Origin of the sequence: Nonomuraea rosea, assembly GCF_039539705.1 — a bacterium.
GTDB lineage: Bacteria > Actinomycetota > Actinomycetes > Streptosporangiales > Streptosporangiaceae > Nonomuraea > Nonomuraea rosea.
On sequence record NZ_BAABDQ010000025.1, the window covers coordinates 70,812 to 94,635 of the forward strand.

The 23,824-nt window shown below is 71.8% G+C and carries 23 protein-coding genes; 13 read left to right on the plus strand and 10 right to left on the minus strand.

Annotation, left to right across the window (positions count from 1 at the left end; genetic code table 11):
• The first annotated feature begins 11 nt into the window (after positions 1-11).
• A complete protein-coding gene (locus ABEA43_RS42205) occupies positions 12-1,052 on the plus strand; it encodes a fatty acid desaturase family protein (RefSeq protein WP_345571149.1) in 1,041 nt (346 codons plus the stop codon).
• Here the strand turns inward: ABEA43_RS42205 and ABEA43_RS42210 are convergent.
• Positions 1,042-1,347, minus strand: a complete 306-nt coding sequence (locus ABEA43_RS42210; protein ID WP_345571151.1) for a hypothetical protein — start codon at positions 1,345-1,347, stop codon at positions 1,042-1,044. The genes ABEA43_RS42205 and ABEA43_RS42210 overlap by 11 nt on opposite strands.
• Before the next feature lie 180 nt (positions 1,348-1,527).
• On the opposite strand from ABEA43_RS42210, the gene ABEA43_RS42215 reads away from it, so the two are divergent.
• The 3 genes from ABEA43_RS42215 to ABEA43_RS42225 all read left to right on the plus strand — a co-directional run bounded on the left by ABEA43_RS42215 (position 1,528) and on the right by ABEA43_RS42225 (position 3,872).
• Positions 1,528-2,085 (plus strand): hypothetical protein, encoded by a 558-nt coding sequence (locus ABEA43_RS42215; RefSeq protein ID WP_345571153.1) that lies wholly within the window; start codon positions 1,528-1,530, stop codon positions 2,083-2,085.
• A gap of 205 nt (positions 2,086-2,290) precedes the next feature.
• Complete coding sequence (locus tag ABEA43_RS42220; protein ID WP_345571155.1) at positions 2,291-2,893, plus strand: copper resistance CopC family protein; 603 nt, start codon at positions 2,291-2,293, stop codon at positions 2,891-2,893.
• The gene (locus ABEA43_RS42225; protein WP_345571157.1) at positions 2,883-3,872 is read left to right on the plus strand and encodes a hypothetical protein; all 990 of its coding nucleotides are present in this window, start codon (positions 2,883-2,885) and stop codon (positions 3,870-3,872) included. The genes ABEA43_RS42220 and ABEA43_RS42225 overlap by 11 nt, the downstream gene beginning before the upstream one ends.
• Positions 3,873-3,878: 6 nt before the next feature.
• Here the strand turns inward: ABEA43_RS42225 and ABEA43_RS42230 are convergent, their stop codons facing one another.
• Both ABEA43_RS42230 and ABEA43_RS42235 read right to left on the minus strand, forming a co-directional pair.
• The gene (locus ABEA43_RS42230; RefSeq protein ID WP_345571159.1) at positions 3,879-4,865 is read right to left on the minus strand and encodes an aldo/keto reductase; all 987 of its coding nucleotides are present in this window, start codon (positions 4,863-4,865) and stop codon (positions 3,879-3,881) included.
• A 12-nt stretch (positions 4,866-4,877) separates the two neighbouring features.
• The gene (locus tag ABEA43_RS42235; protein ID WP_345571161.1) at positions 4,878-5,471 is read right to left on the minus strand and encodes an NADPH-dependent FMN reductase; all 594 of its coding nucleotides are present in this window, start codon (positions 5,469-5,471) and stop codon (positions 4,878-4,880) included.
• A gap of 102 nt (positions 5,472-5,573) precedes the next feature.
• On the opposite strand from ABEA43_RS42235, the gene ABEA43_RS42240 reads away from it, so the two are divergent.
• Positions 5,574-6,431 (plus strand): helix-turn-helix domain-containing protein, encoded by an 858-nt coding sequence (locus tag ABEA43_RS42240; RefSeq protein WP_345571163.1) that lies wholly within the window; start codon positions 5,574-5,576, stop codon positions 6,429-6,431.
• Between the two features lie 90 nt (positions 6,432-6,521).
• On the opposite strand, the gene ABEA43_RS42245 is transcribed toward ABEA43_RS42240, so the two are convergent.
• The 4 genes from ABEA43_RS42245 to ABEA43_RS42260 are packed head-to-tail and all read right to left on the minus strand — an operon-like array spanning position 6,522 to position 10,755.
• Positions 6,522-8,426 carry a translocation/assembly module TamB domain-containing protein gene (locus tag ABEA43_RS42245; RefSeq protein WP_345571165.1) on the minus strand — a complete coding sequence of 635 codons (1,905 nt, stop codon included), beginning with the start codon at positions 8,424-8,426 and terminating at the stop codon, positions 6,522-6,524.
• Between the two features lie 42 nt (positions 8,427-8,468).
• Entirely contained in the window at positions 8,469-9,086 is a 618-nt protein-coding gene (locus ABEA43_RS42250; protein ID WP_345571167.1) for a pentapeptide repeat-containing protein, read from the minus strand.
• A gap of 17 nt (positions 9,087-9,103) precedes the next feature.
• Positions 9,104-10,264, minus strand: a complete 1,161-nt coding sequence (locus tag ABEA43_RS42255; protein WP_345571169.1) for a cation:proton antiporter — start codon at positions 10,262-10,264, stop codon at positions 9,104-9,106.
• Between the two features lie 8 nt (positions 10,265-10,272).
• Entirely contained in the window at positions 10,273-10,755 is a 483-nt protein-coding gene (locus ABEA43_RS42260; protein ID WP_345571171.1) for a cation:proton antiporter regulatory subunit, read from the minus strand.
• Positions 10,756-11,005: 250 nt separating this feature from the next.
• On the opposite strand from ABEA43_RS42260, the gene ABEA43_RS42265 reads away from it, so the two are divergent.
• The 3 genes from ABEA43_RS42265 (at position 11,006) to ABEA43_RS42275 (ending at position 13,245) form a co-directional block, all read left to right on the plus strand.
• Positions 11,006-11,650 (plus strand): response regulator transcription factor, encoded by a 645-nt coding sequence (locus ABEA43_RS42265; protein WP_345571173.1) that lies wholly within the window; start codon positions 11,006-11,008, stop codon positions 11,648-11,650.
• A gap of 94 nt (positions 11,651-11,744) precedes the next feature.
• Positions 11,745-12,164, plus strand: coding sequence for an ATP-binding protein (locus ABEA43_RS42270; RefSeq protein WP_345571175.1), 420 nt, complete (start codon positions 11,745-11,747; stop codon positions 12,162-12,164).
• Positions 12,165-12,234: 70 nt separating this feature from the next.
• Entirely contained in the window at positions 12,235-13,245 is a 1,011-nt protein-coding gene (locus ABEA43_RS42275; RefSeq protein ID WP_345571177.1) for a PAS domain-containing sensor histidine kinase, read from the plus strand.
• A 77-nt stretch (positions 13,246-13,322) separates the two neighbouring features.
• Here ABEA43_RS42275 and ABEA43_RS42280 read toward each other — a convergent pair whose 3' ends face one another.
• A complete protein-coding gene (locus ABEA43_RS42280; protein ID WP_345571179.1) occupies positions 13,323-15,623 on the minus strand; it encodes a phosphoketolase family protein in 2,301 nt (766 codons plus the stop codon).
• A 61-nt stretch (positions 15,624-15,684) separates the two neighbouring features.
• Between ABEA43_RS42280 and ABEA43_RS42285 the strand changes: the two genes are divergently transcribed.
• The 5 genes from ABEA43_RS42285 (at position 15,685) to ABEA43_RS42305 (ending at position 21,932) form a co-directional block, all read left to right on the plus strand.
• Positions 15,685-17,391, plus strand: coding sequence for an IlvD/Edd family dehydratase (locus ABEA43_RS42285; protein WP_345571182.1), 1,707 nt, complete (start codon positions 15,685-15,687; stop codon positions 17,389-17,391).
• 119 nt (positions 17,392-17,510) lie between these two features.
• The gene (gene pgi / locus ABEA43_RS42290) at positions 17,511-19,142 is read left to right on the plus strand and encodes a glucose-6-phosphate isomerase (protein WP_345571184.1); all 1,632 of its coding nucleotides are present in this window, start codon (positions 17,511-17,513) and stop codon (positions 19,140-19,142) included.
• A gap of 1 nt (position 19,143) precedes the next feature.
• Positions 19,144-20,511, plus strand: a complete 1,368-nt coding sequence (gene zwf / locus ABEA43_RS42295) for a glucose-6-phosphate dehydrogenase (protein WP_345571186.1) — start codon at positions 19,144-19,146, stop codon at positions 20,509-20,511.
• 43 nt (positions 20,512-20,554) lie between these two features.
• Positions 20,555-20,908 (plus strand): GerW family sporulation protein, encoded by a 354-nt coding sequence (locus ABEA43_RS42300; RefSeq protein WP_345571188.1) that lies wholly within the window; start codon positions 20,555-20,557, stop codon positions 20,906-20,908.
• Positions 20,909-21,317: 409 nt separating this feature from the next.
• A complete protein-coding gene (locus tag ABEA43_RS42305; RefSeq protein ID WP_345571191.1) occupies positions 21,318-21,932 on the plus strand; it encodes a LysE family translocator in 615 nt (204 codons plus the stop codon).
• Between the two features lie 233 nt (positions 21,933-22,165).
• On the opposite strand, the gene ABEA43_RS42310 is transcribed toward ABEA43_RS42305, so the two are convergent.
• Both ABEA43_RS42310 and ABEA43_RS42315 read right to left on the minus strand, forming a co-directional pair.
• A complete protein-coding gene (locus tag ABEA43_RS42310) occupies positions 22,166-22,888 on the minus strand; it encodes a VIT1/CCC1 transporter family protein (RefSeq protein WP_345571193.1) in 723 nt (240 codons plus the stop codon).
• A gap of 213 nt (positions 22,889-23,101) precedes the next feature.
• Entirely contained in the window at positions 23,102-23,692 is a 591-nt protein-coding gene (locus tag ABEA43_RS42315; protein WP_345571195.1) for a hypothetical protein, read from the minus strand.
• Between the last annotated feature and the right edge of the window lie 132 nt (positions 23,693-23,824).

Sequence of the window (23,824 nt, forward strand, 5' to 3'; positions counted from 1 at the left end):
CGGAGAGAACTGTGACTGTGGTGGAGAGCCCTCGCGTCCCGGCATCGGGGGAGCGGGGGAGCGACTTCGCGAAGCTGTCGCGCCGTATCGCCCAGGCGGGCCTGCTCGACAAGCGGCCCGGATACTACGCGGTCAGGATCGGCCTGGTGGCGAGCCTGTTCGCCGGATCATGGGTGCTCTTCGCCACGATCGGGGACTCCTGGTGGCAGCTCCTCGTCGCGGTGCTGCTCGCCGTGGCGTTCGCGCAGGTCACGCTCCTGGCCCACGACCTGGCGCACGGGCAGATCTCGCGCTCGCGGCGCACCAGCAGGATCGCCGGGCTGCTGGTGGGCAACCTGGCCGTGGGCCTCAGCTACGGCTGGTGGATGGACAAGCACACCCGCCACCACGCCAACCCCAACCACGAGGAGCACGACCCCGACGTCGCGCCCGACGTGCTGCTCTGGTCGGAGCGGCAGGCCGGGGAAAGCCGCGGGCTGCCCAGGTTCATCGGCCGCTGGCAGGCGTTCCTGTTCTTCCCGCTGCTCACCCTCGAAGGCCTCAACCTGAAGGTGTCGAGCTTCCGCGCGCTGCGCAGGAAGTCGCTGAAGGGCAGGAAGGCCGAGGGGCTGCTGCTGTCCGCGCACGTCCTGCTGTACGTCGCCGCGGTGTTCCTGGTGCTGCCGCCCGGCATGGCGCTGGTGTTCCTGGCCGTGCACCAGGCCTGCTACGGCGTCTACCTGGGATGCACGTTCGCCCCCAACCACAAGGGGATGCCGGTGCTCACCGCCGAGGACGAGCTGGACTACCTCCGCCGCCAGGTCCTGACCTCCAGGAACGTGCGCGGCGGCCACGTCGTGAACAGCGCGCTCGGCGGCCTGAACTACCAGATCGAGCACCACCTGTTCCCCAGCATGCCCAGCGCGAACCTGCGCAAGGCGCAGCCCATCGTCCGTGACCACTGCCGCTCGCTCGGCGTCGACTACGTGGAATGCGGCCTCTTCGAGTCGTGGGCCCAGGCGATGCGCCACCTGCACGAGGTCGGCAAATCCCTGCGCGACGTCAAGACGTGACGATCAGCTCAAGCCCGCTGAAGTCCTCCTTGACGTGATGCCCGGCCTCGGACAGGACCGTCAGCAGCGCGAGCTGGACGGCGGCGCGGATGGTCGCGTACTTGACGAGGTGGTTCGCCGGGCGCTGCTCGGCTGAGGTGCCCCAGGTGACGACCACACCGCGCGTGGGGTCGTGCCAGACGCCGAGCCCGCCGTCGAGCGACATCAAGGACGGCTCGACGGTGAATCCGGCATCGCGTAACTCTTGACGGACCAGCTCTTCCAGGTCGAGACCCTCGGTGGAGTCGGTGTCCATCCGGGTCGGCTGCCCGCACACGCCGGCTATGAACCTGCGGGGGCGGCCGAACCCTGTGGAAGGATTGGCAATGTGTCCTTCGCGTCATGGGCCGCACCGCCGGCAGCGCCGTCCCGCGCGCTGCCGCCTGTGTCCGCGCGGTCCGCGCGGTCTGTGACGCCTGGGCCGGTGGTGGCTCCGGTGTTGCGGTTGTCGCGGGCCGTGGTGTTCGCGACGGTCTGCGGCGCGGTGTCGGCCGGCGGGCACGTGCTGGCGGGCGGCGGCCTCGTGCCGTTCTGGGTCTGCCTGGCCGGGGTGCTGGCCGCGTTCGGGCTGGCGTACCTGGTCGACGGGCGCGAGCGCGGGGCGGTGGCCGTGCTGGCCGCGACCGTGGGCGCGCAGATGGTGCTGCACCAGCTCTTCGCCCGGCTCGCGCCGATCGCCGAGCCGCGCGCCACGGACGGGGCCGGGCACGCGCATCCGGCGGCCGGGGCCACGGCCGGCATGGTGCTGGTGCATCTCACGGTGGCGGCCCTGACGGCGTGGTGGCTGCACCGCGGCGAGCGCGCGCTCTGGCTCATGATCCGCCTGTACGCCGCGCCGCCGCCGGTCATCCGGCTGCTCGTCACCGCCCCGCCCGAGATCACGCAGCCGTCATGGCGGCCGGTGGCCTGCGACGTCCCCGTGCTCGTGGAAAGAGCCGTCTCCAGCGCGGTCGGCAGGCGAGGGCCGCCCGCCGCGCCACGGCACTCCCGCTGACGGACCGCCCCGATGCTTGCTGACGTCCCCTGACGTCCCCTGACGTCTCCGGTGTCTCCGCGGCGTTCCCGGCGGTCCGAGTGCCTGGCTGAGAGCCCGGCTTCCCGCCGGGCCTCCCGGCGCGTCCGTACGGGACGCGTGCCCTTGCCCGCTCTCCGGACGGCGCCACGGGCGCGGTCCGGAAGACCGTTCCTGGAGACCGATCATGGCTTCACTTCCGCGGCACATCCGCGCGGCGGTTACCCTCGCCTGCGCTCTTGTTCTGACTTTCCTGACATTTCCCGCTTCGGCGGCCTTCGCCCACGACACGCTCAAGAGCAGCTCGCCCGCCAAGGACGCCCGGCTCTCCTCCGTCGAGGAGATCGAGCTGGAGTACAGCGCGGGGGTCAAGTTCCCGTTCGTCGTGCTGCACGACGCGGCGGGCAAGGAGATCGCGCTCGGCAAGCCGCGGCTCGACGGCCCCAAGGTGCTCGCCGACGTCACCCAGCCGCTCGCGCCGGGCGCGTACGTGATCGCCTGGCGGGTCGTTTCCTCCGACGGCCACCCCATTGAGGGCGAGATCCCGTTCAACGTGAAAGGATCATCTTCGGCTTCGCCCACCGGCGAGAGCCCCGCACCGGCGGGGCAATCGGCGGTTCAGACCACCGGGGCGGCGGCCGGGCCCTCCGCGGCGGCCGGCACCGCGGCGTCGGCGGGCGTCCCCGGCTGGATCTGGGGCGCGCTGGCGGGGCTTGTCGTGCTCGGTGCGTTCGTCCTGATCAGGACCTCGCGCCGCGGCCGAGATCGGGAGGAAGTGGATGCGGATTGAGCAGGCCAGACAGGTCGCGCGGAAGTGGGTGCGGGCGGAGGGCGCGGCGCTGCCCGGGTTCGAGGGCGCGTTCCTGACCGGGTCGGCGCTGTGGGCGAAGCCGGACGAGGAGCTGGCGCCCAGCTCTGACGTGGACGTCATGGTGGTCGCCGACCCGTCCGCCGCCCTCGGGAAGTTCGCCTACGAAGGAGTGCTGCTCGAGGTCTCGGCCATCGCCGGGCTCGGCTCGACGCACGAGGTGCTGAGCGACTACCACCTGGCCGGCAGCTTCCACCTCCCGTCCGTGCTGGCCGACCCGACAGGGCGGCTCACCGAGATCCAGCGCGTGGTGGCCCGCGACTTCGCCGAGCGCCCGTGGATCCTGGCCAGGTGCACCAACGCCATGGACCGCGTGCGCGGCTGGATCAACGGCATGAACGAGTCCGCGCCGCTGCCGGAACAGGTCGCGTCCTGGCTGTTCGGCACCGGGGTGACCACGCACGTGCTGCTGGTGGCCGCGTTGCGCAACCCGACCGTCCGGCGGCGGTACGTGGCCGTGCGCGAGCTGCTCGTCGAGCACGGGCGGGCGGACTTCCACGAGGGCCTGCTCGACCTGCTCGGCTGCGCCGCTTTCGAGCCCGCGCGCGTGCGCACGCACCTGGCCGCGCTGGAGAAGGTGTACGACGCCACGTCCGGGCTGCACGTGCCGTCGTACCGGTTCGACTCCGACATCAGCCCCGCGGCCCGGGCCGTGGCCATCGACGGGAGCAGGGAGCTCATCGAGAGCGGGCTCCATCGCGAGGCCGTCTTCTGGATGGTGGCCACCTACGCCCGATGCCTGGCCAAGCGGGACGCGGCGGGGGTCACCGGCTACGCGGAGGGGTTCCAGGAGCTGCTGGCCGACCTGGGGGCCGGGACGTTCACCGACCGGCGGCGCCGCGGGGACCGGGTCCTGGCGGCGCTGCCGGGGCTGTGGCAGACCGCCATGGCCCTCTGCTGACCGGCCTCAGCGGCCGTCGAGCAGGTGCACGTCGTCGCCGTAGATGGCCGGGCTCCGGTCCACCTCGCCGATGAAGTCCGCGGGGAAGCCCGCCTCGAACGCCACCGCCGACTCCAGCCGCCGCACCGCCTCATCGGGCAGCTCCAGACCGGACGCCCCCAGGTTGTCCTTGAGCTGGTCGGCGTTGCTCGTACCGAGGATCGGGTGCACGCCGCGCCGCATGGCCCACGCGATCGCCACCTGGGAGGCCGTGACGCCCAGCTCGGCGGCGACCTCCAGCGCCGCGCCCGCCGCCGCCCGGTCCCGCTCGGTCATGGACTCGGGCGACGACCGCGAGGCCACCGCGCCCGGCGCGTTGTAGCGGCCCGACAGCACGCCGCGCGCCAGCACCCCCCACGCCGCCACGCTCATCCCGAACGCCTCCGCCATCGGCAGCAGCTCCCGCTCGGCATCCCGCTGGAGCAGGCTGTACGGCACCTGCAACCCCGCGAACGCCGTCCACCCCCGCCACTCGGCCAGCGTGTTGGCCCGGCTGACCACCCAGGCGGGCGCGTCCGAGATGCCCACGTGCAGCACCTTCCCCGACCGCACCACGTCGTCCAGCGCCCGCATCGTCTCCTCGATCGGCGTGTGCCGGTCCCACACGTGCACCCAGTAGAGGTCGATGTAGTCGGTGCGCAGCCGCCGCAGGCTCTGTTCCAGCGACAGCACGAGGTTCTTGCGGTGGTTGCCGGCCGCGTTGAGATCGGTGCGGTCGCGGCTGCCGGTGTACTTGCTGGCCAGCACGAAACGGTCGCGGCGGCCCTGGAGCAGCTCGCCGACGACGCTCTCGCTCTCGCCGTACATCGAGGCCGTGTCCACGACGTTGCCGCCGGCGTCGGCGTACATGCCGAAGATGCGGCGCACCTCGGGGGTGGCCTCGCCGTAGGTCATCGCGCCCAGGAACAGCTCGGAGATCCTGAGCCCGGTACGGCCCAGCAGTCGGTAACGCATCCCCGTACCCTCTCAGACCTGGTACGGCGTGGCGCGCCTGGCCTCGCGCAGCGCGCCGCTCCACCAGCCGAGCTGGTCCAGCAGCGCCTTGGCCGCGCCGTCGGGCCCCTCCGGCTCGATGAGCTTCCCTTCGCCGTCGAACCGCGTCCAGTGGTTGTCGAAGCTGATCGTGTTGCGGACCGTGACGGCGTGCAGCTCGGCGAAGACCTGCCGCAGGTGCTCGGCCGCGCGCAGCCCGCCGCCGAAGCCGCCGTAGGAGATCAGCGCGACCGGCTTGGCCTGCCATTCGGTGAAATGCCAGTCGATGGCGTTCTTGAGGGAGGCCGGGTAGCTGTGGTTGTACTCGGGCGTCACGACCACGAACGCGTCCGCGTCCGCCAGCCGTCCGGCCAGGCGCCGCAGGTCCGCGGGGCGCTCGTGCACCGCCGCCAGCTCCTCCGGCGTGGCCGGCAGCACGGCCGGCAACGGGGTGTCCGCCAGGTCGATCACGTCCACGTCGAACAGCCCGTGCGTGCCCGCCTGCCCGGCGAACCACCGCGTCACGTGCGGGCCGAAGCGGCCTTCGCGGACGCTGCCGGTGATGACCGCCAATCTCATGTTCGTCATGGGTCCAACCTGGCCTGCGCCGCGGCGCCGAGGAAGGCCGGGCGGAGACTGGCCCTGGCAGGGCCACGATGAGCGGGTGGCGCTCCCCGTACACTCGGGGCCGTGAGCGACAACGAGCTGGGCGCGTTCCTGCGCGCCCGCCGCGAGGACGTCAAGCCGGCCGAGGTCGGCCTGCCGGACGGCGCGCGGCGGCGCACGCCGGGGCTGCGCAGGTCCGAGCTGGCCACGGTGGCGGGCGTGAGCGTCGAATACCTGACCAGGCTTGAGCAGGGCCGCGACCGCAACCCGTCCATGCAGGTGCTCATCACGCTCGCCGACGCGCTGCGCATGACCGCCGACGAGCGCGTCCACCTGCGCCATCTGGCCAAGGTGGCCAGCGGCGCCATCGGGCTGTGCCCGGGGGCCGAGCGCGCGCCCGGCCGCACCGTGGGGGCCGGCGTGCGGGCGGTGCTCGACCGCCTGGAGCCCGCGCCCGCCGTGCTGCTCAACCGGCTCGGCGACGTGCTCGCCCGCACCGGCGGCTACGAGCGGCTCTTCGGCCCCGTCGGGTTGCTGGAGGGCGATCCGCCCAACGTCTACCGCTACGCGTTCGCGGACGTGCGGGCCAGGGTCGCCTACCCCGAGTGGGACAGGGTGGCCGACGAGCACGCCACCGCGCTGAAGCTTGAGATCGCGCACGACGACCCGTACGCCACCGAGTTCGTCGCCGACCTGACGTTCGTGGCGGGTGCGGCCTTCGCCGAGCGCATGGCCAGGCCGCCGCGGCCGCCACGGCTGGCGTCCGTGGAGCGGCTGGCGCACCCGCGGGCCGGCGAGCTGCGCCTGGCCCGCGAGGCGCTCGACGTGTCCGGGGGCGAGCAGCGGATCCTCGTCTACCTGCCGGCGGACGCCGCCACCTCGGCCGCGCTCGACCGCCTCACCGGCCGCGTCCCCGGCGCCCTGCGCGCGGTGAACGCTTAGACCTGCGCGCGGGTGAAGGCCTGGTCCCGCGCGGGGTTTACCCCCGGACCCGGGTGCGGGTGGACGGCCGGGTCCGGCGACGGCGTGCGGTCAGACGCGGCGCAGCGACCGGGTCAGGCCCGCGGCGATCGTGGTCGCCAGCACCCAGCCGGCCGCGATCAGCCCGTACGCCAGCCACTGCGCCCCGCCCGCCGGGTTGAACGCCTTCTCCTGCCCGAAGTCGATGATCGGCAGCAGCAGGTCCAGCGTGTAGACCAGCGGGTTGAACTCCGGCGCCTCACCCCGTTTCAGCGCCGGCGGCTCGGCCAGCGTGAACACGACGGTGCCCACGGCCAGCAGCGCCAGGAGCCAGCCGGCCGCGCGCAGGGGCCGGAAGCCGTACCCGACGGCGGCGTCCTGGACGTGCCCCCAGACGCGGGCGTACCAGGGCAGGGCGGTACGGCGCTGCCGCTGGCCGGCCAGCATCGTCTCGCGGGCGTCGGCGTCGCTGCCCAGCCGCCGGTACATCCCGGCGAGCTGCTCGTAGGCGTTCGGCAGGTAACCGTCGGGGTCTCTGCGCAGCCAGCCGAGCCGCCCGCCGGCGGGCAGCATGGGCTCCAGGACCTCGTACGCGAGCTGGTCCATGCGGATCGCGTCCGGCCAGGCGTCCGGGTCGTCCCGGAGCGCGCCGACGCGCGCGTGGCGCAGATCGACCGTGCCCCTGATCGGCCCGGCGGTGCGCATGGCCAGCTCGCGCGTCTCCAGCCGCCAGGCGCGCAGCGCCACGTCGCCGGGATTGTCGAGTTTGGCGTCGTCGAAGCACAGGCGGCTGCCCACCTGGGCGTTGCTCAGCCTGATCCGGCCCTGGGCGGAGAAGCCGTCGCAGAGCTTGAGCGCCTTGCCGACCGTGATGCCGCTGGCCGCCAGCGCGATGCCGCCCGGGTTGACCAGCGTGGCACCCTCGAAGTGGGCGGGCCCGGAGACGGCGGCGTCGAGCAGGCTGATCTCGCCCTCCGCCGACAGCCCTTCGCGGGCGTGCAGGGCGCCGTCCACGACGACGCCGTCGGCCGCGAGGACCACGCCGCCGGGGTTGCGCAGGGTGGCGCCGTCCAGGCTGAGCGCGCCGCCGATGGTGGCGTTCTCCAGGCGTACCTGGCCGTCGGTCTCGATCAGCGACAGGAACAGGCCGCCCTCGGCGTTCAGGCCGCCGCCCCGCACGGCCAGGCCGCCGGGGTTGCGCACGCGCGAGCCGCGCAGCGTGAGCGGGCCGCTGACGCGGGCGAAGCGCAGGCTGACCTCGCCGTCCACCTCCATCGCGCGGGCGAAGAGGCCGACCTGGACGATCATGTTGGACGCGCCGAAGGCCAGCCCGCCGGGGGCGCGCAGGCGGGCGCCGTCGAAGTTGACGGCCGCGCCGACCCTGGCGGCGGTGAGAATGATCTCGCCGTCGCTCTCGAACCCGTCCTGGCCGCGCAGGTGACTGCCGACGTCGAGGTGCTCGGCACTGAGGGCGGCGCCGCCGGGGTTGTCCAGGTGCGCGCCGTTCAGGGTGAGATTGCCGCTGATCCGGGCGCCGTTCAGCCGCAGCTCGCCGGTGATGTGGCTGCGGGCCAGCCGCAGGTTGCCCTCGACCTGGAGGTTCGAGGCGATCAGGCCCGGCAGCTCGCAGCGGCCGATACTGAGGAAACGGGTACGGGCCTGGTAGAGGTCGAGGGTCTCGTCGAAGGCGCACTCCTGGAACAGGACCGGGCAGCCGATCTCGGCGAACGCCAGGCGGAGCGGGCCCGTGATCCGCGCCCCCGAGAGGCGCAGCGCCGGGTTGGCGCCCGGCTCGGCGGGGTCGCCGAGGAGCAGCCCGGCCAGCACCTCCGCGCGCACCTCGCGGTCGGGGCCCCAGGAGGCGGCGTCGGCGGGGGAGTCGTGGGCGGGGTCGCCCACACGCAGGTCGACCTCCCGCCCGTGGGGGAAGGCGGCGGCCACGGCCTGCTCGGCGGGGGTGAGATCGGCGAGTTGCACAGGGACATCCTGGGCGAAGCGCCGCCTCTTCGCGCACGCGGGTTATTCGCGGACGTCGAGGCCCAGTGCCGTCGCGATGACCGTGGCCTGGAAGGGATCGATGATCGCGTCCTTGAGCGTGACGGTGTGCGGGTCGAACGTGCTCAGATCGCTCCCGCGCAGGTCGCACTTGGTGAGGTCGGCGCTGTGCAGCCAGGCGCCCGACAGGTCGGAGCGCCGCACCTCCGCGCCCTCCAGCCGGGCGCCCATCAGGTCGGCCTCCCGCAGCCGGGTGCCGTTGAAGGCGCTGCCCCGCAGGTCCGCGCCGGGCAGGCCGACGTACGACCAGTCGCCGCCCTCGACCTTCAGCAGCCCGAAGGTGCAGCCGTCGAACATGCTGCCCGTCAGCTTGCACCCTCTGAACGTCGCGTCGAAGAACGAGCAGCGCGTGAAGGTGCAGTTGAGGAACTGGGCGTCCTCGTGCACCGACACGTTGAACCGCACGTTCCTGAACTGGCACTCCTCGAACGAGGAGCCGTGGTTGACCAGCTCGGTCATGTCCACGTCCTGGAACAGCACCCGGTGGTAGCTCTCGCCGGAGAGCTCGAGGCTGTCCCAGTCCGCGGACCTGATCGTCGTCTCGGTGGGGGGCGGCTGCACGCCGTGCTTACGGTCGGCCATACGAACAAACTAGCGGTTCAGGCTCGTTTGGCGATGGCCTCGATGAGCGGCTGCACCAGTTTGGCCGCCAGCGGGCCGAAGGCCGCCAGGATGAGCACGTATCCCGCCGCCAGCGCGCCCAGATCGGGATGGGCGCCCGCGCCCACCGCCAGGCCGGCGATGACGATGTTGAACTCGCCGCGGGGGATGAGCGCGATGCCCGCACGGGCCTGACCGGCCTTGGCGATGCCCGCCCGTCTGGCCGCGTACGCGCCGGTGAGCAGTTTGGTGATCATGCTCACCAGGGCCAGCAGCGCGGCCAGCCCCGCCACCGGCAGGATCTTCGACGGATCGGTCTGGAAGCCGAAGAAGACGAAGAACACCGCCGCGAACAGGTCGCGCAACGGCGCCAGCAGCGCCTGCGCGTCGTGGGCGAGCTGCCCGGACAGGGCGATCCCGACCAGGAACGCGCCGACCGCCGCCGACACCTGGAGCTGCTGCGCGAGCCCGGCCACCAGCAGGGCCAGGCCGACCACCTTGAGCAGGAGGACCTCGTTGTTCGGGCTGGACACGAACGCCTCGATGAACCGCCCGAACTTGAGCGCCACGACGAGCACGACGCTCACCGTCAGCAGCGCGATGCCCACCGAGATGGCCCCGCTCACCAGGCTCAGCCCGGCCAGCAGGGTCGTCAGGACCGGCAGGTAGATCGCCATCGTGAGGTCTTCGAACACCAGCAGGGACAGCACCGTCGGCGTCTCCCTGTTGCCGATCCACCCCAGATCGGACAGCACCTTGGCGGTGATGCCCGAAGAGGTGGCGTAGGTGACGCCCGCCATGGCGACGGCCGCCACCGGCCCCCAGCCGAGCAGTAACGCGCAGATGGCGCCCGGGGCGGCGTTGAGCACCAGATCGACGATGCCGGCGCGGGCGTTGCTCGTCAGGCTCGTCACCAGCTCGTCGGCGTTGTACTCCAGGCCGAGAGTCAAGAGCAGCAGGACGACGCCGAGCTCCGCGCCGACGGATATGAATGCTTCGCTGGTTGCCAGCGGCAGCACCCCGCCGGTCCCGAACGCCAGACCGGCGATCAGGTACAGCGGGATGGGAGAGATGCCGACGCGCAACGCGAGCGCGCCGAGCACCCCCAGGCCAAGCAGTACAGCACCGAACTCGAGAAAGATGACCGCGGTATGGTGCACCCGCGGCCCTACCCTTCCACCAGGATGTCGGCCACCCCTGCGGTGCTGTCCTCGCTGCCGACCACCACCACGACGTCGCCCGCCCGGAACGAGAAGTCCGGGCCGGGGCTGGCGAACACCTGACCGCCGCGCACGACGGCGACGATGGACGCGCTGGTACGGGTCCGCACGCGGGCGTCACCCATGGGACGGCCCTCGTACGGGGAGCCGGGCGGGATGGGCAGCTGCACGCTGACCAGGCCCTCGACCTCTTGGTGCAGCTGGTTGAGCCGTTGCACGATGCGCGGGGCGCCCAGGAGCTCGGCCAGGGCGTCGGCCTCTTCGTCGTTGAGCTTGACGGTCTGGCATGCGCGGTCGGGATCGTCCTTGTCGTAGATCACCAAGACCCGCTGGCCGGTACGGTGAGACACGACGCCGACCCGCTGTCCTTTACGGGTGGTGAAATCGTGTCGTAGTCCGATTCCCGGCAGTGCTGTTTGTTCGACCTCCACCTAACCCACCCGTTCAGATCCTCATATTTCCGGACAACCCTACCAATGGGTTATTCCCCCCAAGCTCGGGCTCTCCACGGCCTTCGCTTGACTTTCACGGCCTCCGGGCTGGGCTTCCGTTGACCTGAGCGGCTGGACTCCAGCCGGCCGGGCGGCTTCGCGTGGCGGTCACCGGGCAGGCATGACACGCTGGGGAGACACTCGGGACGCAGCCCCCGTGCAGACCGACCAACCAAGGGATCCCCGCGTCATGCCGTCTCCCGCCCCGATCCGGCTGGTTCTCGTGGAGGACCACGTCATGGTCGCGGAGGCCATCGGACTGGTCCTCGGCCAGGCGCCGGACATCGAGGTCGTCGCGCAGTCCAGCACCATCGCCGGCGCCGTGGCCGACACCGGCAAGCACCAGCCCCACGTCGTCGTGCTCGACCGGCGCCTGCCCGACGGCGACGGCATCGCGGCGATCGAGCAGTTCGCCGCCGCCGCGCCGCACGCCAGAGTCCTGGTGCTGACCGGTGAGGCGACCGTGTCCGTGGCGGCCAGGGTGGTGGCCGCCGGGGGCGCAGGGCTGCTGGTGAAGTCGTCGCGGCTGGGCGAGCTGGAATCGGCGGTGCGCGAGGTGGCGGCCGGCGGAGTGGTGTTCGCGCCGGGGCTGCTGCCCGGCGTGCTCGACCGGCTCACCGGCCGGGCGGGCCGCCTGGGCTCCGCGCTGACCGGCCGGGAGCGCGAGACGCTGCTGCTGCTGGCCGAAGGCGCCAGCACGTACGACATCAGCCGGCGTCTCGGCGTGGCCCGCAACACGGCGCGCAACCACGTGCAGCACGTCCTGGAGAAGCTGGGCGCGCGCTCCAAGCTGGAGGCGGTGGCGGTCGCCCGCAGGGAAGGGCTGCTGGATTGACGCAAATGCACTAGGTGGCGTCGCGCAGCCGTACTAGGCGTTGTGAAGCGGTTGCGTCTCGTGACCACCGGTCACCCTCCCCGAAAGTAGATGGATGGGCAGTGAGGAGGCGTGGCCGTACGAGATGGACACCCATTTGCCGGAAGAGATGGGCAGCATCACGGTGGCGCGCCAGATCGCCCGCCGGGCTTTGTCGGAGTCCGGATACCGGGGCCAGCACGAGGACGTCCTGCTGGTGGTGTCGGAGCTGGTGACCAACGCGCTCGTGCACGGCGCGGGCGCCCCCGAGCTGCGCATCAGGGGCGACACCTCCCATCTGCGGATCGAGGTGGGCGACGACGGTGCGGAGCTGCCCGCGCCCCGCGAGCCGGGACCGGCGAACGGCTGGGGGCTGCACGTCGTCAGGCTGCTGTCCACCGGCTGGGGCATAGACTCGGCGGGCGGCGGCAAAGTGGTGTGGTGCGAGCTGGCGGCTCAGCTCACGCCGCTTCAGGCGGGGCCGAAGGAAGCCTGAGTCAGGTTTCGATTCCGCGCCGGGCGTGAAAGGCTGCGGTATGCCCAGGCCTGACCGCCCACCTGAAGATATGACGCTGCTCGTCCAGAGCATTCGCGACTACGCCATCTTCATGCTCGACCCGCGCGGCCACATCGTGAGCTGGAACGCGGGGGCGGAGCGCATCAAGGGGTACACCGCCGACGAGATCATCGGCAGCCACTTCTCCGTCTTCTACCCGCCGGAGGACGCGTCGGCGGGCAAACCGGACAAGGAGCTGGAGATCGCTTCCGCCGCGGGGCGGTGGGAGGAAGAGGGCTGGCGGGTACGCAAGGACGGCACCAGGTTCTGGGCCAGCGTGGTCATCACCGCCCTGTACGACGGCGACGGCGGCCTGTACGGATTCGGCAAGGTGACGCGCGACCTGACCGAGCGGCGCACCCTGGCCAGGGCGCTGGACGAGCGCGGCCTGCTGCTCGCCCACCTGGTCCAGGCCCAGGAGCGGGAGCGCAGGCGGATCGCCTCCGACGTGCACGACGACACGATCCAGGCCATGGTGGCCGTCGGCATGCGGCTGCAGTCACTGGCCGGCCGGCTCCCGGAGGAGCTCGCCGCCGACCTGCGCGGGCTCGACGCCGACGTGGACGCCGCCGTCGGCCGGCTGCGCGACCTCGCCTTCCGGCTGCGCCCGCCGGGAGACGGCCTGGTCGAGGGCCTGAAGGAGTTCCTGGAGCAGTCGAGCACGGACATGACGTACGAGCTCGTGCACGACGACCTGGACGGCGAGCCGCCCGCGGAGACCGCGATCACCGTCTTCCGCATCTGCCAGGAGGCCGTGACGAACGCGCGCAAGCACGCCAGGGCGCGCACCGTCTTCCTGCGGCTGGCCTCACGCGACCACGGCGTGCACGTCCGCGTCCGCGACGACGGCGTCGGCCTGTCGTCCGATGACGCGCAGGCCCGGCGGTACGGGCATTTCGGGCTGCTGGAGATGCGCGAGCGGGCCGAGACGGCGGGCGGCTGGTGGGGGATCAGCGGCGCTCCCGGCGCGGGCACGACGGTGGAGTTCTGGATCCCCGCCGTGCCGCACGCGCAGGCCTGACCGGCGCGCCCGATCACGCGGCCAGGCCCCTCGCGCGGCGGCGGCGCGTGCGCACGTCCACGAGCCGCGGGTGTTCCCTACGAGGAGGTCGCCGGCCACGTCCACGACCTGATCTCCGCGGGGTCCTCGCCGTGGTCCCTGGTGTACGCGCGGGCCCGCAGCCGCTCGTCGCTCATCCGCTGGCGCAGGTGCGCCTGGGTGGCGGCGAGCCCGGGTACGCGGTCGATGACGTCCATGACCAGGTGGTAGCGGTCGATGTCGTTGAGCATGCACATGTCGAACGGCGTCGTGGTGGTCCCCTCCTCCTTGTAGCCGCGTACGTGCAGGTTGGCGTGGTTGTGGCGGCGGTAGGTGAGCTGGTGGATGAGCGACGGGTAGCCGTGGAAGTTGAAGATGACCGGCCTGCCGGTGGTGAACAGGGTGTCGAACTCGGCGTCGGACATGCCGTGGGGGTGCTCCGACGGCGTCTGGAGCCGCATCAGGTCCACGACGTTGATCACCCGGATCCTGAGATCGGGCAGGTGCTCGCGCAGCAGCGCGGCGGCGGCCAGCGTCTCCAGGGTCGGCACGTCGCCCGCGCAGGCCAGCACCACGTCGGGCTCGCTGCCGGCGTCGGTGGAGGCCCAGGGCAGGATGCCCAGGCCGCGGGTGCAGTGCGCGATGGCCTCGTCCATGGTGAACAGGTCGAGCACCGGCTGCTTGCCCGCCACGATCACGTTGACGTAGTCCCGGGAGCGCAGGCAGTGGTCGCCGACCGACAGCAGCGTGTTGGCGTCCGGCGGCAGGTAGACCCGCACCACGGACGCCTTCTTGTTGATCACCACGTCCAGGAAACCCGGGTCCTGGTGGCTGAACCCGTTGTGGTCCTGCCGCCACACGTGCGACGACAGCAGGTACGTCAGCGACGCCACCGGCCGCCGCCACGGGATCTTCTGCGACGACTCCAGCCATTTGGCGTGCTGGTTGAACATGGCGTCAATAATGTGGATGAACGCCTCGTAGCAGTTGAAGAGCCCATGGCGGCCGGTCAGCAGATAGCCCTCCAGCCAGCCCTGGCACAGGTGCTCGCTCAGCACCTCCATCACCCGGCCGCCGGGGGCCAGGTTCTCGTCCGTGGGCAGGGTCTCGGCGTCCCAGGCCCGGTCGGTGACCTCGAACACCTCCGACAGCCGGTTCGACGCGGTCTCGTCCGGGCCGAGCAGCCGGAACGTGCGGGGATTGGCGGCGATCACGTCGCGCAGGAACCCGCCGAGGACCCGGGTGGGCTCGGTCGACTGGACGGCGGGCGACTTGACCTCGACCGCGAGCCTGCGGAAGTCGGGCAGCCGCAGCGGGGTCAGCAGCTCGCCGCCGTTGGCGTGCGGGTTCGCGCTCATCCTGCGCGCGCCGCCCGGCACGGTGTCCAGGAGCTCGCGGACCGGCCGGCCGGCCCCGTCGAACAGCTCCTCCGGGCGGTAGGAGCGCATCCATTCCTCGAGCATGGCGAGGTGGCTGGGGTTGTCGCGGACATTGGCCAGCGGCACCTGGTGCGCCCGCCAGGTGCCCTCGACCGGCTTGCCGTCCACCTCGCGCGGCCCGGTCCAGCCCTTCGGGGTGCGCAGGATGATCATGGGGAGCCGGCTGGCGCCGCCCGCCTTGTAGGCGGCCATCTCGTCGAACGCGGTGTCCAGGGTGCCGGCCATCTCCTCGTGCGAGGGGCCGACGATGTGGGGGCGGTAGCCGTACCCCTCCATGAGCTTGACCAGCTCCTGCTCGGGGATGCGGGCGAGCACCGTCGGGTTGGCGATCTTGTAGCCGTTCAGATGGAGGATGGGCAGCACGATGCCGTCGCCGCGGCGGTCGAGGAACTTGTTGGCGTGCCAGCTCGCGGCGAGCGGGCCGGTCTCGGCCTCGCCGTCGCCGATGACGCAGGCCACGACCAGGTCCGGGTTGTCGAACGCGGCCCCGTACGCGTGCGCGAGCGAGTAGCCCAGCTCGCCGCCCTCGTGGATCGAGCCGGGCGTCTCCGGCGCGACGTGGCTGGGGATGCCGCCGGGGAAGGAGAACTGGCGGAACAGCCGCCGCATGCCCTCGGCGTCCTGCGAGACGTCGGGATAGCGCTCCGCGTACGAGCCCTCCAGCCAGGCGTGCGCCACGGCGGCGGGACCGCCGTGACCGGGACCGGCGATGTAGATCATGTCCTGGTCCCGCTCGCGGATCACCCGGTTGAGGTGGGCGAAGCAGAAGTTGAGCCCGGGGGTGGTGCCCCAGTGGCCGAGCAGGCGCGGCTTGATGTGCTCGGGTCGCAGCGGCTCGGTGAGCAGCGGATTGTCCAGCAGGTAGATCTGCCCGACGGACAGATAGTTCGCCGCCCGCCAGTACGCGTCTATGTGGTCCATGCCTGTGCTGATTCCTCCACAGAACGTGCTGAATCCCAAATGCCCCGATAAGGTGCCGGGCATGGAATTGCGGAGTTCGCGCTGGTACTCGGGAAACGACCGGAACTCCTACATCCATCGGGCGTGGATGCGGCGCGGGCTGCCGCGCGAGGCGTTCGAGGGCGGCAAGCCGCACATCGCGATCGCCAACACCGCATCCGACCTCACCCCCTGCAACTCCCACCTGAACGAGGTGGCCCAGAGCGTCATGAACGGCGTCTGGGAGGCCGGCGGCGTGCCGCTCAACCTGCCCGTCGTGTCGCTGGGTGAGACGAACGTCCGCCCGACCGCCATGCTCTGGCGCAACCTGGCCGCCATGGCGACCGAGGAGATGCTGCGCGCCAACCCCATCGACGGCGTGGTGCTGCTCGGCGGCTGCGACAAGACCATCCCCGCGCTGCTCATGGCGGCCTCCTCGGTGGACCTGCCCGCCGTCGTGGTGCCCGGAGGGCCCATGCTGACCGGGCATTTCCGCGGGGCGCCGCTCGGCTGCGGCACCGACGTCTGGCGGCTCAGCGAGGAGGTACGCGCCGGCACGCTCTCCCGCGAGGCGTTCCTCCGGTCGGAGTCGTCCATGATCCGCAGCCGCGGCCACTGCAACACGATGGGCACCGCCTCCACCATGGCCTGCATGGCCGAGGCGCTCGGCATGACGCTGCCCGGCATCGCCGGCACCCCCGCCCCCGACAGCCGCCTGCTCGAAGGCTCCCACGAGACCGGCCGCCTGGCCGTGGACCTGGTCCGGCAGGGCCGCCGGCCGAGCAGCGTGATGACCAGGGGATCGTTCCTCAACGCCATCGTCACCCTGGCCGCCGTCGGCGGCTCCACCAACGCCGTCGTCCACCTGCTCGCCATCGCCGGCCGCCTCGGCGTGGACCTGAGCCTGGACGACTTCGACCGCACCGGCGCGGGCGTGCCGCTGCTCGTCGACCTCCAGCCGGCCGGGCGGCACCTCATGGACGACCTGTTCAGGGCGGGCGGCCTGGCCGCCGTGCTCAAGGAGGTCGAGGACCTGCTCGACCCCGGGGCGATCACCGTCACGGGACGGCCGCTGGTCGAGCACCTCGACGGGGCCGGGATCTGGGACGAGAACGTCATCAGGCGGCGCTCCGACCCGCTGCTGCCGGACGCGGGCATCGCGGTCCTGCGCGGCAACCTCGCACCGGACGGCGCGGTCATCAAGCCCGCCGCCGCCTCGCCCGAGCTGCTGCGGCACCGCGGCAGGGCGGTCGTCTTCGACAGCGTCGAGGACGTCTACGCCCGCCTCGACTCCCCGGACCTGGACGTGGACGAGACGTCGGTGCTGGTGCTGCGCGGCTGCGGGCCCAAGGGGTATCCGGGCATGCCGGAGGTCGGCAACCTGCCGCTGCCGGAGAAGCTGCTGGCCAAGGGCGTACGCGACATGGTGCGCATCAGCGACGCGCGCATGAGCGGCACCGCGTACGGGACCGTCGTCCTGCACACCGCGCCCGAGGCGGCGGCCGGCGGGCCGCTGGCGCGGGTGCGCACCGGCGACCCGATCGTGCTCGACGTGGCCGCCCGCCGCCTCGACGTGGACGTCCCCGACGCCGAGCTGGCCGCCAGAGAGCCCGTCATGATCGGGCACGCCCGGCCGGCCCGCGGCTGGGAACGCCTGTACGTCGAGCACGTCACCCAGGCCGATCGCGGCGCGGACCTCGACTTCCTGGCCGGTTCCGGCGGCGACCACGTGGGCCGGGAATCCCACTGAAGGTTTCACCGAGGTGCTAAAGAGTCGGCTCCGCCATGCGCGGAATCAACCGCGCGGGGTACGGGGTTACGGGACGATGAGATCGGCTTGATCGGTTTGGCGATCCGAGGAGGAAAAGCGTGAGCGGCGACATCAGCCAGAGCCAGGAGTGGGCGGCCCTGGACAAGCACCACGAGGAGCTGACCGGCCGGCAGTTGCGCGAGCTGTTCGCGGACGACCCCGGCAGGGCCACCCGCATGGCGGTGACCGCCGGCGACCTCTACCTCGACTACTCCAAGCATCGCGCCACGCAGGAGACCTTCGACCTGTTGCTGGCCCTGGCCGAGCGGGCCGGGCTGCGCGACAGGATCACCGCCATGTTCGGCGGCGAGCACATCAACGTCAGCGAGGACCGCGCGGTCCTGCACGTGGCGCTGCGCCTGCCCGAGGGCGCCGAGCTCGTCGTGGACGGGCAGGACGTCGCGGGCGACGTGCACGCGGTGCTCGCCAAGATGAGCGCCTTCGCCGGCCGGGTCAGGTCCAAGGAGTGGCGGGGCGCCACCGGCCTGCCCATCGAGACCGTCGTCAACATCGGCATCGGCGGCTCCGACCTGGGCCCCGCCATGGCCTACGAAGCGCTGCGCGACTACGCCGACGCGGGCATCGCGGCCAGGTTCGTCTCCAACATCGACCCGGCCGACATCACCGGCAACCTCGCCGGGCTCGACCCCGCGACCACGCTGTTCGTGGTCAGCTCCAAGACCTTCACCACGCTCGAGACCCTCACCAACGCCAGGGTCGCGCGCCGCTGGCTGGTCGAGGCGCTGGGCGAGGAGGCGGTGTCCAAGCACTTCGTGGCCGTCTCCACCAACGCCGCGAAGGTCGCCGAGTTCGGCATCGACACCGACAACATGTTCGGCTTCTGGGACTGGGTCGGCGGCCGCTACTCCTACGACGGCGCCATCGGCCTGTCCCTGATGATCGCCATCGGGCCCGAGCGGTTCCGCGAGATGCTGGCCGGCTTCCACACCATCGACGAGCACTTCCGCACGGCCCCGTTCGAGGCCAACATGCCGGTGCTGATGGCCCTGCTCGGGATCTGGTACAACGACTTCTTCGGCGCGGAGACCCGCGCGATCCTGCCCTACAGCCAGCGGCTGCACCGCTTCCCCGCCTACCTGCAGCAGCTCACGATGGAGTCCAACGGCAAGTCCGTGCGCGCCGACGGCAGCCCCGTCCTGGCCGACACCGGCGAGATCTTCTGGGGCGAGCCGGGCACCAACGGCCAGCACGCCTTCTACCAGCTCCTGCACCAGGGCACCCGGCTGGTGCCGGCCGACTTCATTGGCTTCGCCGAGCCTTTCGAAGACCGCGAGGGCATGCACGACCAGCTCACCGCCAACCTGCTCGCGCAGACCTCGGCGCTGGCGTTCGGCAAGACCGCCGAGGAGATCGCGGCCGAGGGCACCCCGCCGGACATCGTGCCGCACAAGGTGATGCCGGGAAACCGGCCCACCTCGACCATCCTCGCGCCCAAGCTGACCCCCGGCACGCTCGGCCAGCTCGTCGCCCTCTACGAGCACATCGTGTTCGTCGAAGGCACGATCTGGGGCGTCGACTCCTTCGACCAGTGGGGCGTCGAGCTGGGCAAGAAGATGGCCCTCGACGTGGCGCCCGCGCTCACCTCCGAGGAGCCGCCCGAGACCTTCCCCGACCCGTCCACCGAGCAGCTCGTACGCAGATACCGCGAGCTGCGCGGAAGGCGCGTCTGACATGGGGCACGCGGGTGCGCTCGTCCTGTTCGGCGTCACCGGGGACCTCGCGCGCAAGATGCTCCTGCCCGCCCTCTACCACCTGACCGCCGAGAGCCGGCTCGACCTGCCGATCATCGGCGTGGCCAAGACCGATCTGGACCTCGACGGGCTGCGCGAGCACGCCCGCGAGGCGTGCGGCGGCGTCCACGACGCGGCGTTCGAGAAGCTGGCGGGCAACCTGCGGCTGGTCACCGGCGACTACCGCGACCCCGAGACGTTCGCCAAGATCCGCGAAGAGGTGGCCGGCAAGGGCTTCCTCGTCCACTACCTCGCGGTGCCGCCGTCGCTGTTCGCCTCCGTCGCCGAAGGGCTGGCGGGGGCGGGCCTCCACCACGAGGCCAGGCTCGTCGTGGAGAAGCCGTTCGGGCACGACCTCGACTCGGCCCGCAAGCTCAACGACGAGCTGCTGAAATACTTCGACGAGGACCACCTGCGGCGGGTCGACCACTTCCTGGGCAAGGAGCCGGTCGAGGACCTCATGGTGTTCCGGTTCGCCAACATGCTGCTGGAGCCCATCTGGAACCGCAACTACATCCGCAGCGTCCAGATCACCATGGCCGAAGACTTCGACGTGCGCGACCGGGGCGGCTTCTACGACGCCAACGGCACCATCCGCGACGTGGTCCAGAACCACCTGCTGCAGCTCCTGGCCATCCTCGCCATGGACCCGCCGCCGTCCACCGACGCCCGCGCCCAGCTCGACGAGAAGTGGCGGGTGCTGCGGGCGGTGCAGGCCATCGAGCCGGGTGACGTCGTACGCGGCCAGTACGACGGCTACCTCGACACCGACGGCGTCCGCGAGGGCTCCACGACCGAGACCTTCGTCGCCCTGCGCGCCCACATCGACAACTGGCGATGGGCCGGCGTGCCGTGGTGCATCCGCTCCGGCAAGGCGCTGCCCACCACCGACCTGGAGATCGTCGCCGAGCTGCGCAGGCCGCCGGTGACCATGTTCCACGGCGGCGACTCCCCGCCCGGCCCCAACCTCGTCAGGTTCCGGCTCCAGCCGGACGCCGGGGTGACGTTCGACGTGCTGGCCAAGGAGCCGGGCAAGCAGCACACCAGGCCGGTGCCGGTGAGCGTCGACTTCACCAAGGTGCTCGGCCCGATGGAGGCCGCCTACGAGCGCATCCTGGCCGACGCGATCAGCGGTGATCCGCGCAGGTTCGCCAGGTTCGACCTGGTGGAGGAGTCGTGGCGGATCGTCCACCGGGTGCTCGACCTGCCGGACCGGCCGCTCCCGTACGCGAAGGGGTCCTGGGGCCCCGAGCCGGCCGCGAAGGTCGCGCCGGGCGGGTGGCACGAGATCTCGACCACGTTCGACTGAGCGGGCGGTGGTGCGGCGGGCGATCGGGGACGACGATGGGGCCATGGACATCACCGAACTGATGGAAAAGGCCAAGGACGCCGCGACGGTCAAGCGCGTCTTCGGCGAGCCGATCCAGCACGGAGACGTCATCGTCATCCCCGTCGCCAGGATCGCCCAGGGAGGCGGCGGCGGCCAGGGCTCGGGACACGACGAGAAGGGGGAGGAAGCGGGCGGCAGCGGGGGCGGCTTCGGCTTCGCGGCCACGCCCGCGGGGGTGTACGTCATCAAGGACGGGGACGCGCAGTGGCGGCCCGCCCTTGACGTCAACCGCCTCATCCTCGGCGGCCAGTTCGTCACCGTGGTGCTGCTGCTGACCTTGCGCGCCATCTTCAAGCGGCGCCGCCGCAAGCGCTGACACCCCTAGTCCGCCCTGCGTGTCGGCCCCTGCGTGTCGGCCCTGCGTGTCGGGCCCTGCGTGTCGGGCCCTGCGTGTCGGGCCCTGCGCGTTCGCCTGCGTGTCGGCCCTGCGCCGAGACCCTGCGCGGCCGCATCCTCCGGGCGCCTGTCCTTCGTGAGCCTCCCCTTCGAGAGCCCGGTCCCGCACGAGCCCCCGGCGTGGCGTGTCCTGCGTGTGCCCGCTCGGTGTGAGCGCGTCTTGCGCGGGCACGTCGGCGGGCGCGCGGGGCGGTGGCCGGCCGTGATGAGGGGACACACGGCCCGGCCGGAGTGGGTGGCGTGCCGGGGACACGACCCTTGATCGCCGCAAGGAAGGGGTCACCCTCAGGCCCCCTAAGCTGGGCGTTATGACCTCTATGGCGGAAGTTGTGGCGTTTGGTGGAGTGGTGCTGCTCGGGGCGATGTCCCCCGGCCCGGACTTCGCGGTCGTCGTACGCCGCTCCGCCGTCTCCGGCCGCGGGTACGGCATGGCCGCCGCAGCGGGGATCGCCGTGGGGGTGTTCGTCTGGGTGGTGGCCGCCGCCACCGGCATCGCGGCGTTGCTGGCCGCCTCCGCGACGGCCTTCACCGTGGTCAAGGTCGTCGGCGCGGCCTACCTGCTCTACCTCGGGGCCAAGGCGCTGCGCTCCGCCCTGCGCAAGGGCGGAGCGCTGGAGCTCGACCTGCCCGACCCGGCGCGGCGAAGCTCGTGGGCGGCCTTCGCGGAAGGGCTGCTCACCAACGTGCTCAACCCCAAGGCGGCGCTGTTCTTCGTGGCCCTCGTGCCCCAGTTCGTCAGCTCGGGCGCGTCGGTGCGGGACACGCTGCTGCTGTCGCTGATCGCGCTGGCGGGGACGGTGGCGTGGTTCCTGGTGGTGGCCAACATCGTGGGCACGCTGCGCAAGGTGTTCGCCAGGCCCGCCGTCCGCCGGACCGTGGACGGCCTGACCGGCGTCGCCCTCATCGGCCTCGGCGTCAAGCTGGCTACGTCCAGCCGCCCGTGACGGCGGGATCCCGGGGACTAGCGCGAGAACGGCCGGCCAAGGAGATCCGCCGCCGCACCGGCGTCTTCCCCAGATGAGGCGCGCCGGGACGCCAGGAGACCGCGATCTCGAGCAGGTGGCGCAGGCCGAAGGTGATGGTGGCGGCTCTCGCCCCCCGGGACGTTTGGGAGATCGCGACTCCGTGTAAGTGGCGCAGGCCGAAGGTGATGGCGGCGGCTCTCGTCCCCGGGAGGCTAGGAGATCGCGACCCCGAGGAGGTGGCCCAGGCCGAAGGTGACGGCGGCGGCGCCCACACCCAGGACAAGTTGCCGCAGCCCGCCCAGCCACCACGGGCGGGCGGTCATCCGCGCCACCACCGCTCCGAACCCGAACAGCGCCAGCACGCTCAGCACCAGAGCCAGCGTCAGCCCCGACGCCCCGAACAGGAACGGCGCCAGCGGCACCAGTGCGCCGGTCGCGAACGCGCCGAACGACGAGACCGCGGCCAGGCGGGGCGAGGGCAGGTCGTCGGGGTCGACGCCCAGCTCCTCGCGTACGTGCACGCGCAACGCCTGCTCCGGATCGGCCGACAGCCCCTCCGCCACCTGGCGGGCCAGGTCCGCGTCGAGGCCCCGCGCCTGGTAGAGCGCGGCCAGCTCGGCCTGCTCGCCTGCGGGGTTGCGGGCCAGCTCGCGCCGCTCCACCGCGATCTCGGCCCGCATCAGCTCGGTCTGGGACTTCACCGACGTGTACTCGCCGGCGGCCATCGAGCACGCGCCGGCGATCAGGCCCGCGAAGCCCGCGAGCGCCGCGCCCCGGCCGGCTCCGGCCGCTCCGACCACTCCGGCGATCAGCGCGAAATTGGACACGAGCCCATCCATCGCCCCGAACACCGCCGGCCGCAGCCAGCCACCGGTCACGTCCCGGTGGCTGTGATGCTTCTCGGGCGAGTACGGCCTGACGAGCTCGATGGTCATGAAATTTCCTCCACGTGCTAACGACTCGGTAGGAAATGTAGGCATATTTCCCAAGATCCGCAACGAAGGGGAGGCTTTCCTGACCTGCGAAGAAGCGCGTGAACGGCCGTTCCCGCCACACGAGAAACGCCTCCTATGGCGAATGCCACAGGAGGCGCCGGCCGTCCGGTCGTGGTGCCGGGGTACGAGTGGTTCTGGTGCGCCTGGTGCCGGTCAGGCGTGTGCGGGGGTCGCGTTGATGGAGGCGTCCGTCCGCGGCCCGCGGATCAAGGCTTCGCAGTCGGCGATCGTGTCCTCCAGCAGCTTGCGCAGCAGCGTGTCCGGATCGGGGATGCACGCCTGTACGATGCCGACCACCGAGAGCTGCACCGCGTTCGGGGCGGCGTACCGGCGGAAGCCCTTTTCGGTGATCCGGGCCGCGCGGCTGAAGCGCCTGGCCTGTTCGGCCGCGTGCGGGACCTCGGCCATCGCCCGCCGGCTGGCCTCGCTGAGCCGCCCGGACGGGGCGCCGTCGAGCCTGGCCAGCATCTCCTCCGCCGCCAGCACCGACACCGCGAGCGCGAGCTGGCGTTCGGCCGCGGCCACCGGCAGCGCCGTCGTGGCGCAGCGCAGCGCGATCCGCGCGTCCACGCGCAGGTCGTCGCTGGACAGGTCGATGATGGACGGTACGAGCCCGACCAGCTTGGCCCGGCTCTGGTCGCTGGTGTTGTCGTTGACCAGGCGGGCGAGTGCGGCCAGCAGCGGATGCGTGCAGGCCGGATGATCGCTCCACCGCTCCCCGGCTAGGTAGGAGGCCAGTTCCATGAAACAGGCACCGCGTTTGGGATTGCGATGTCTGCCGCGGGACAGGACCGGCATGTGATCAAGGTGATTGTCCACGGGTGCTCCACTGCTCCACGCGATCGCCGTCTAACCAGTCTGCGCCGTCGTGCGCGC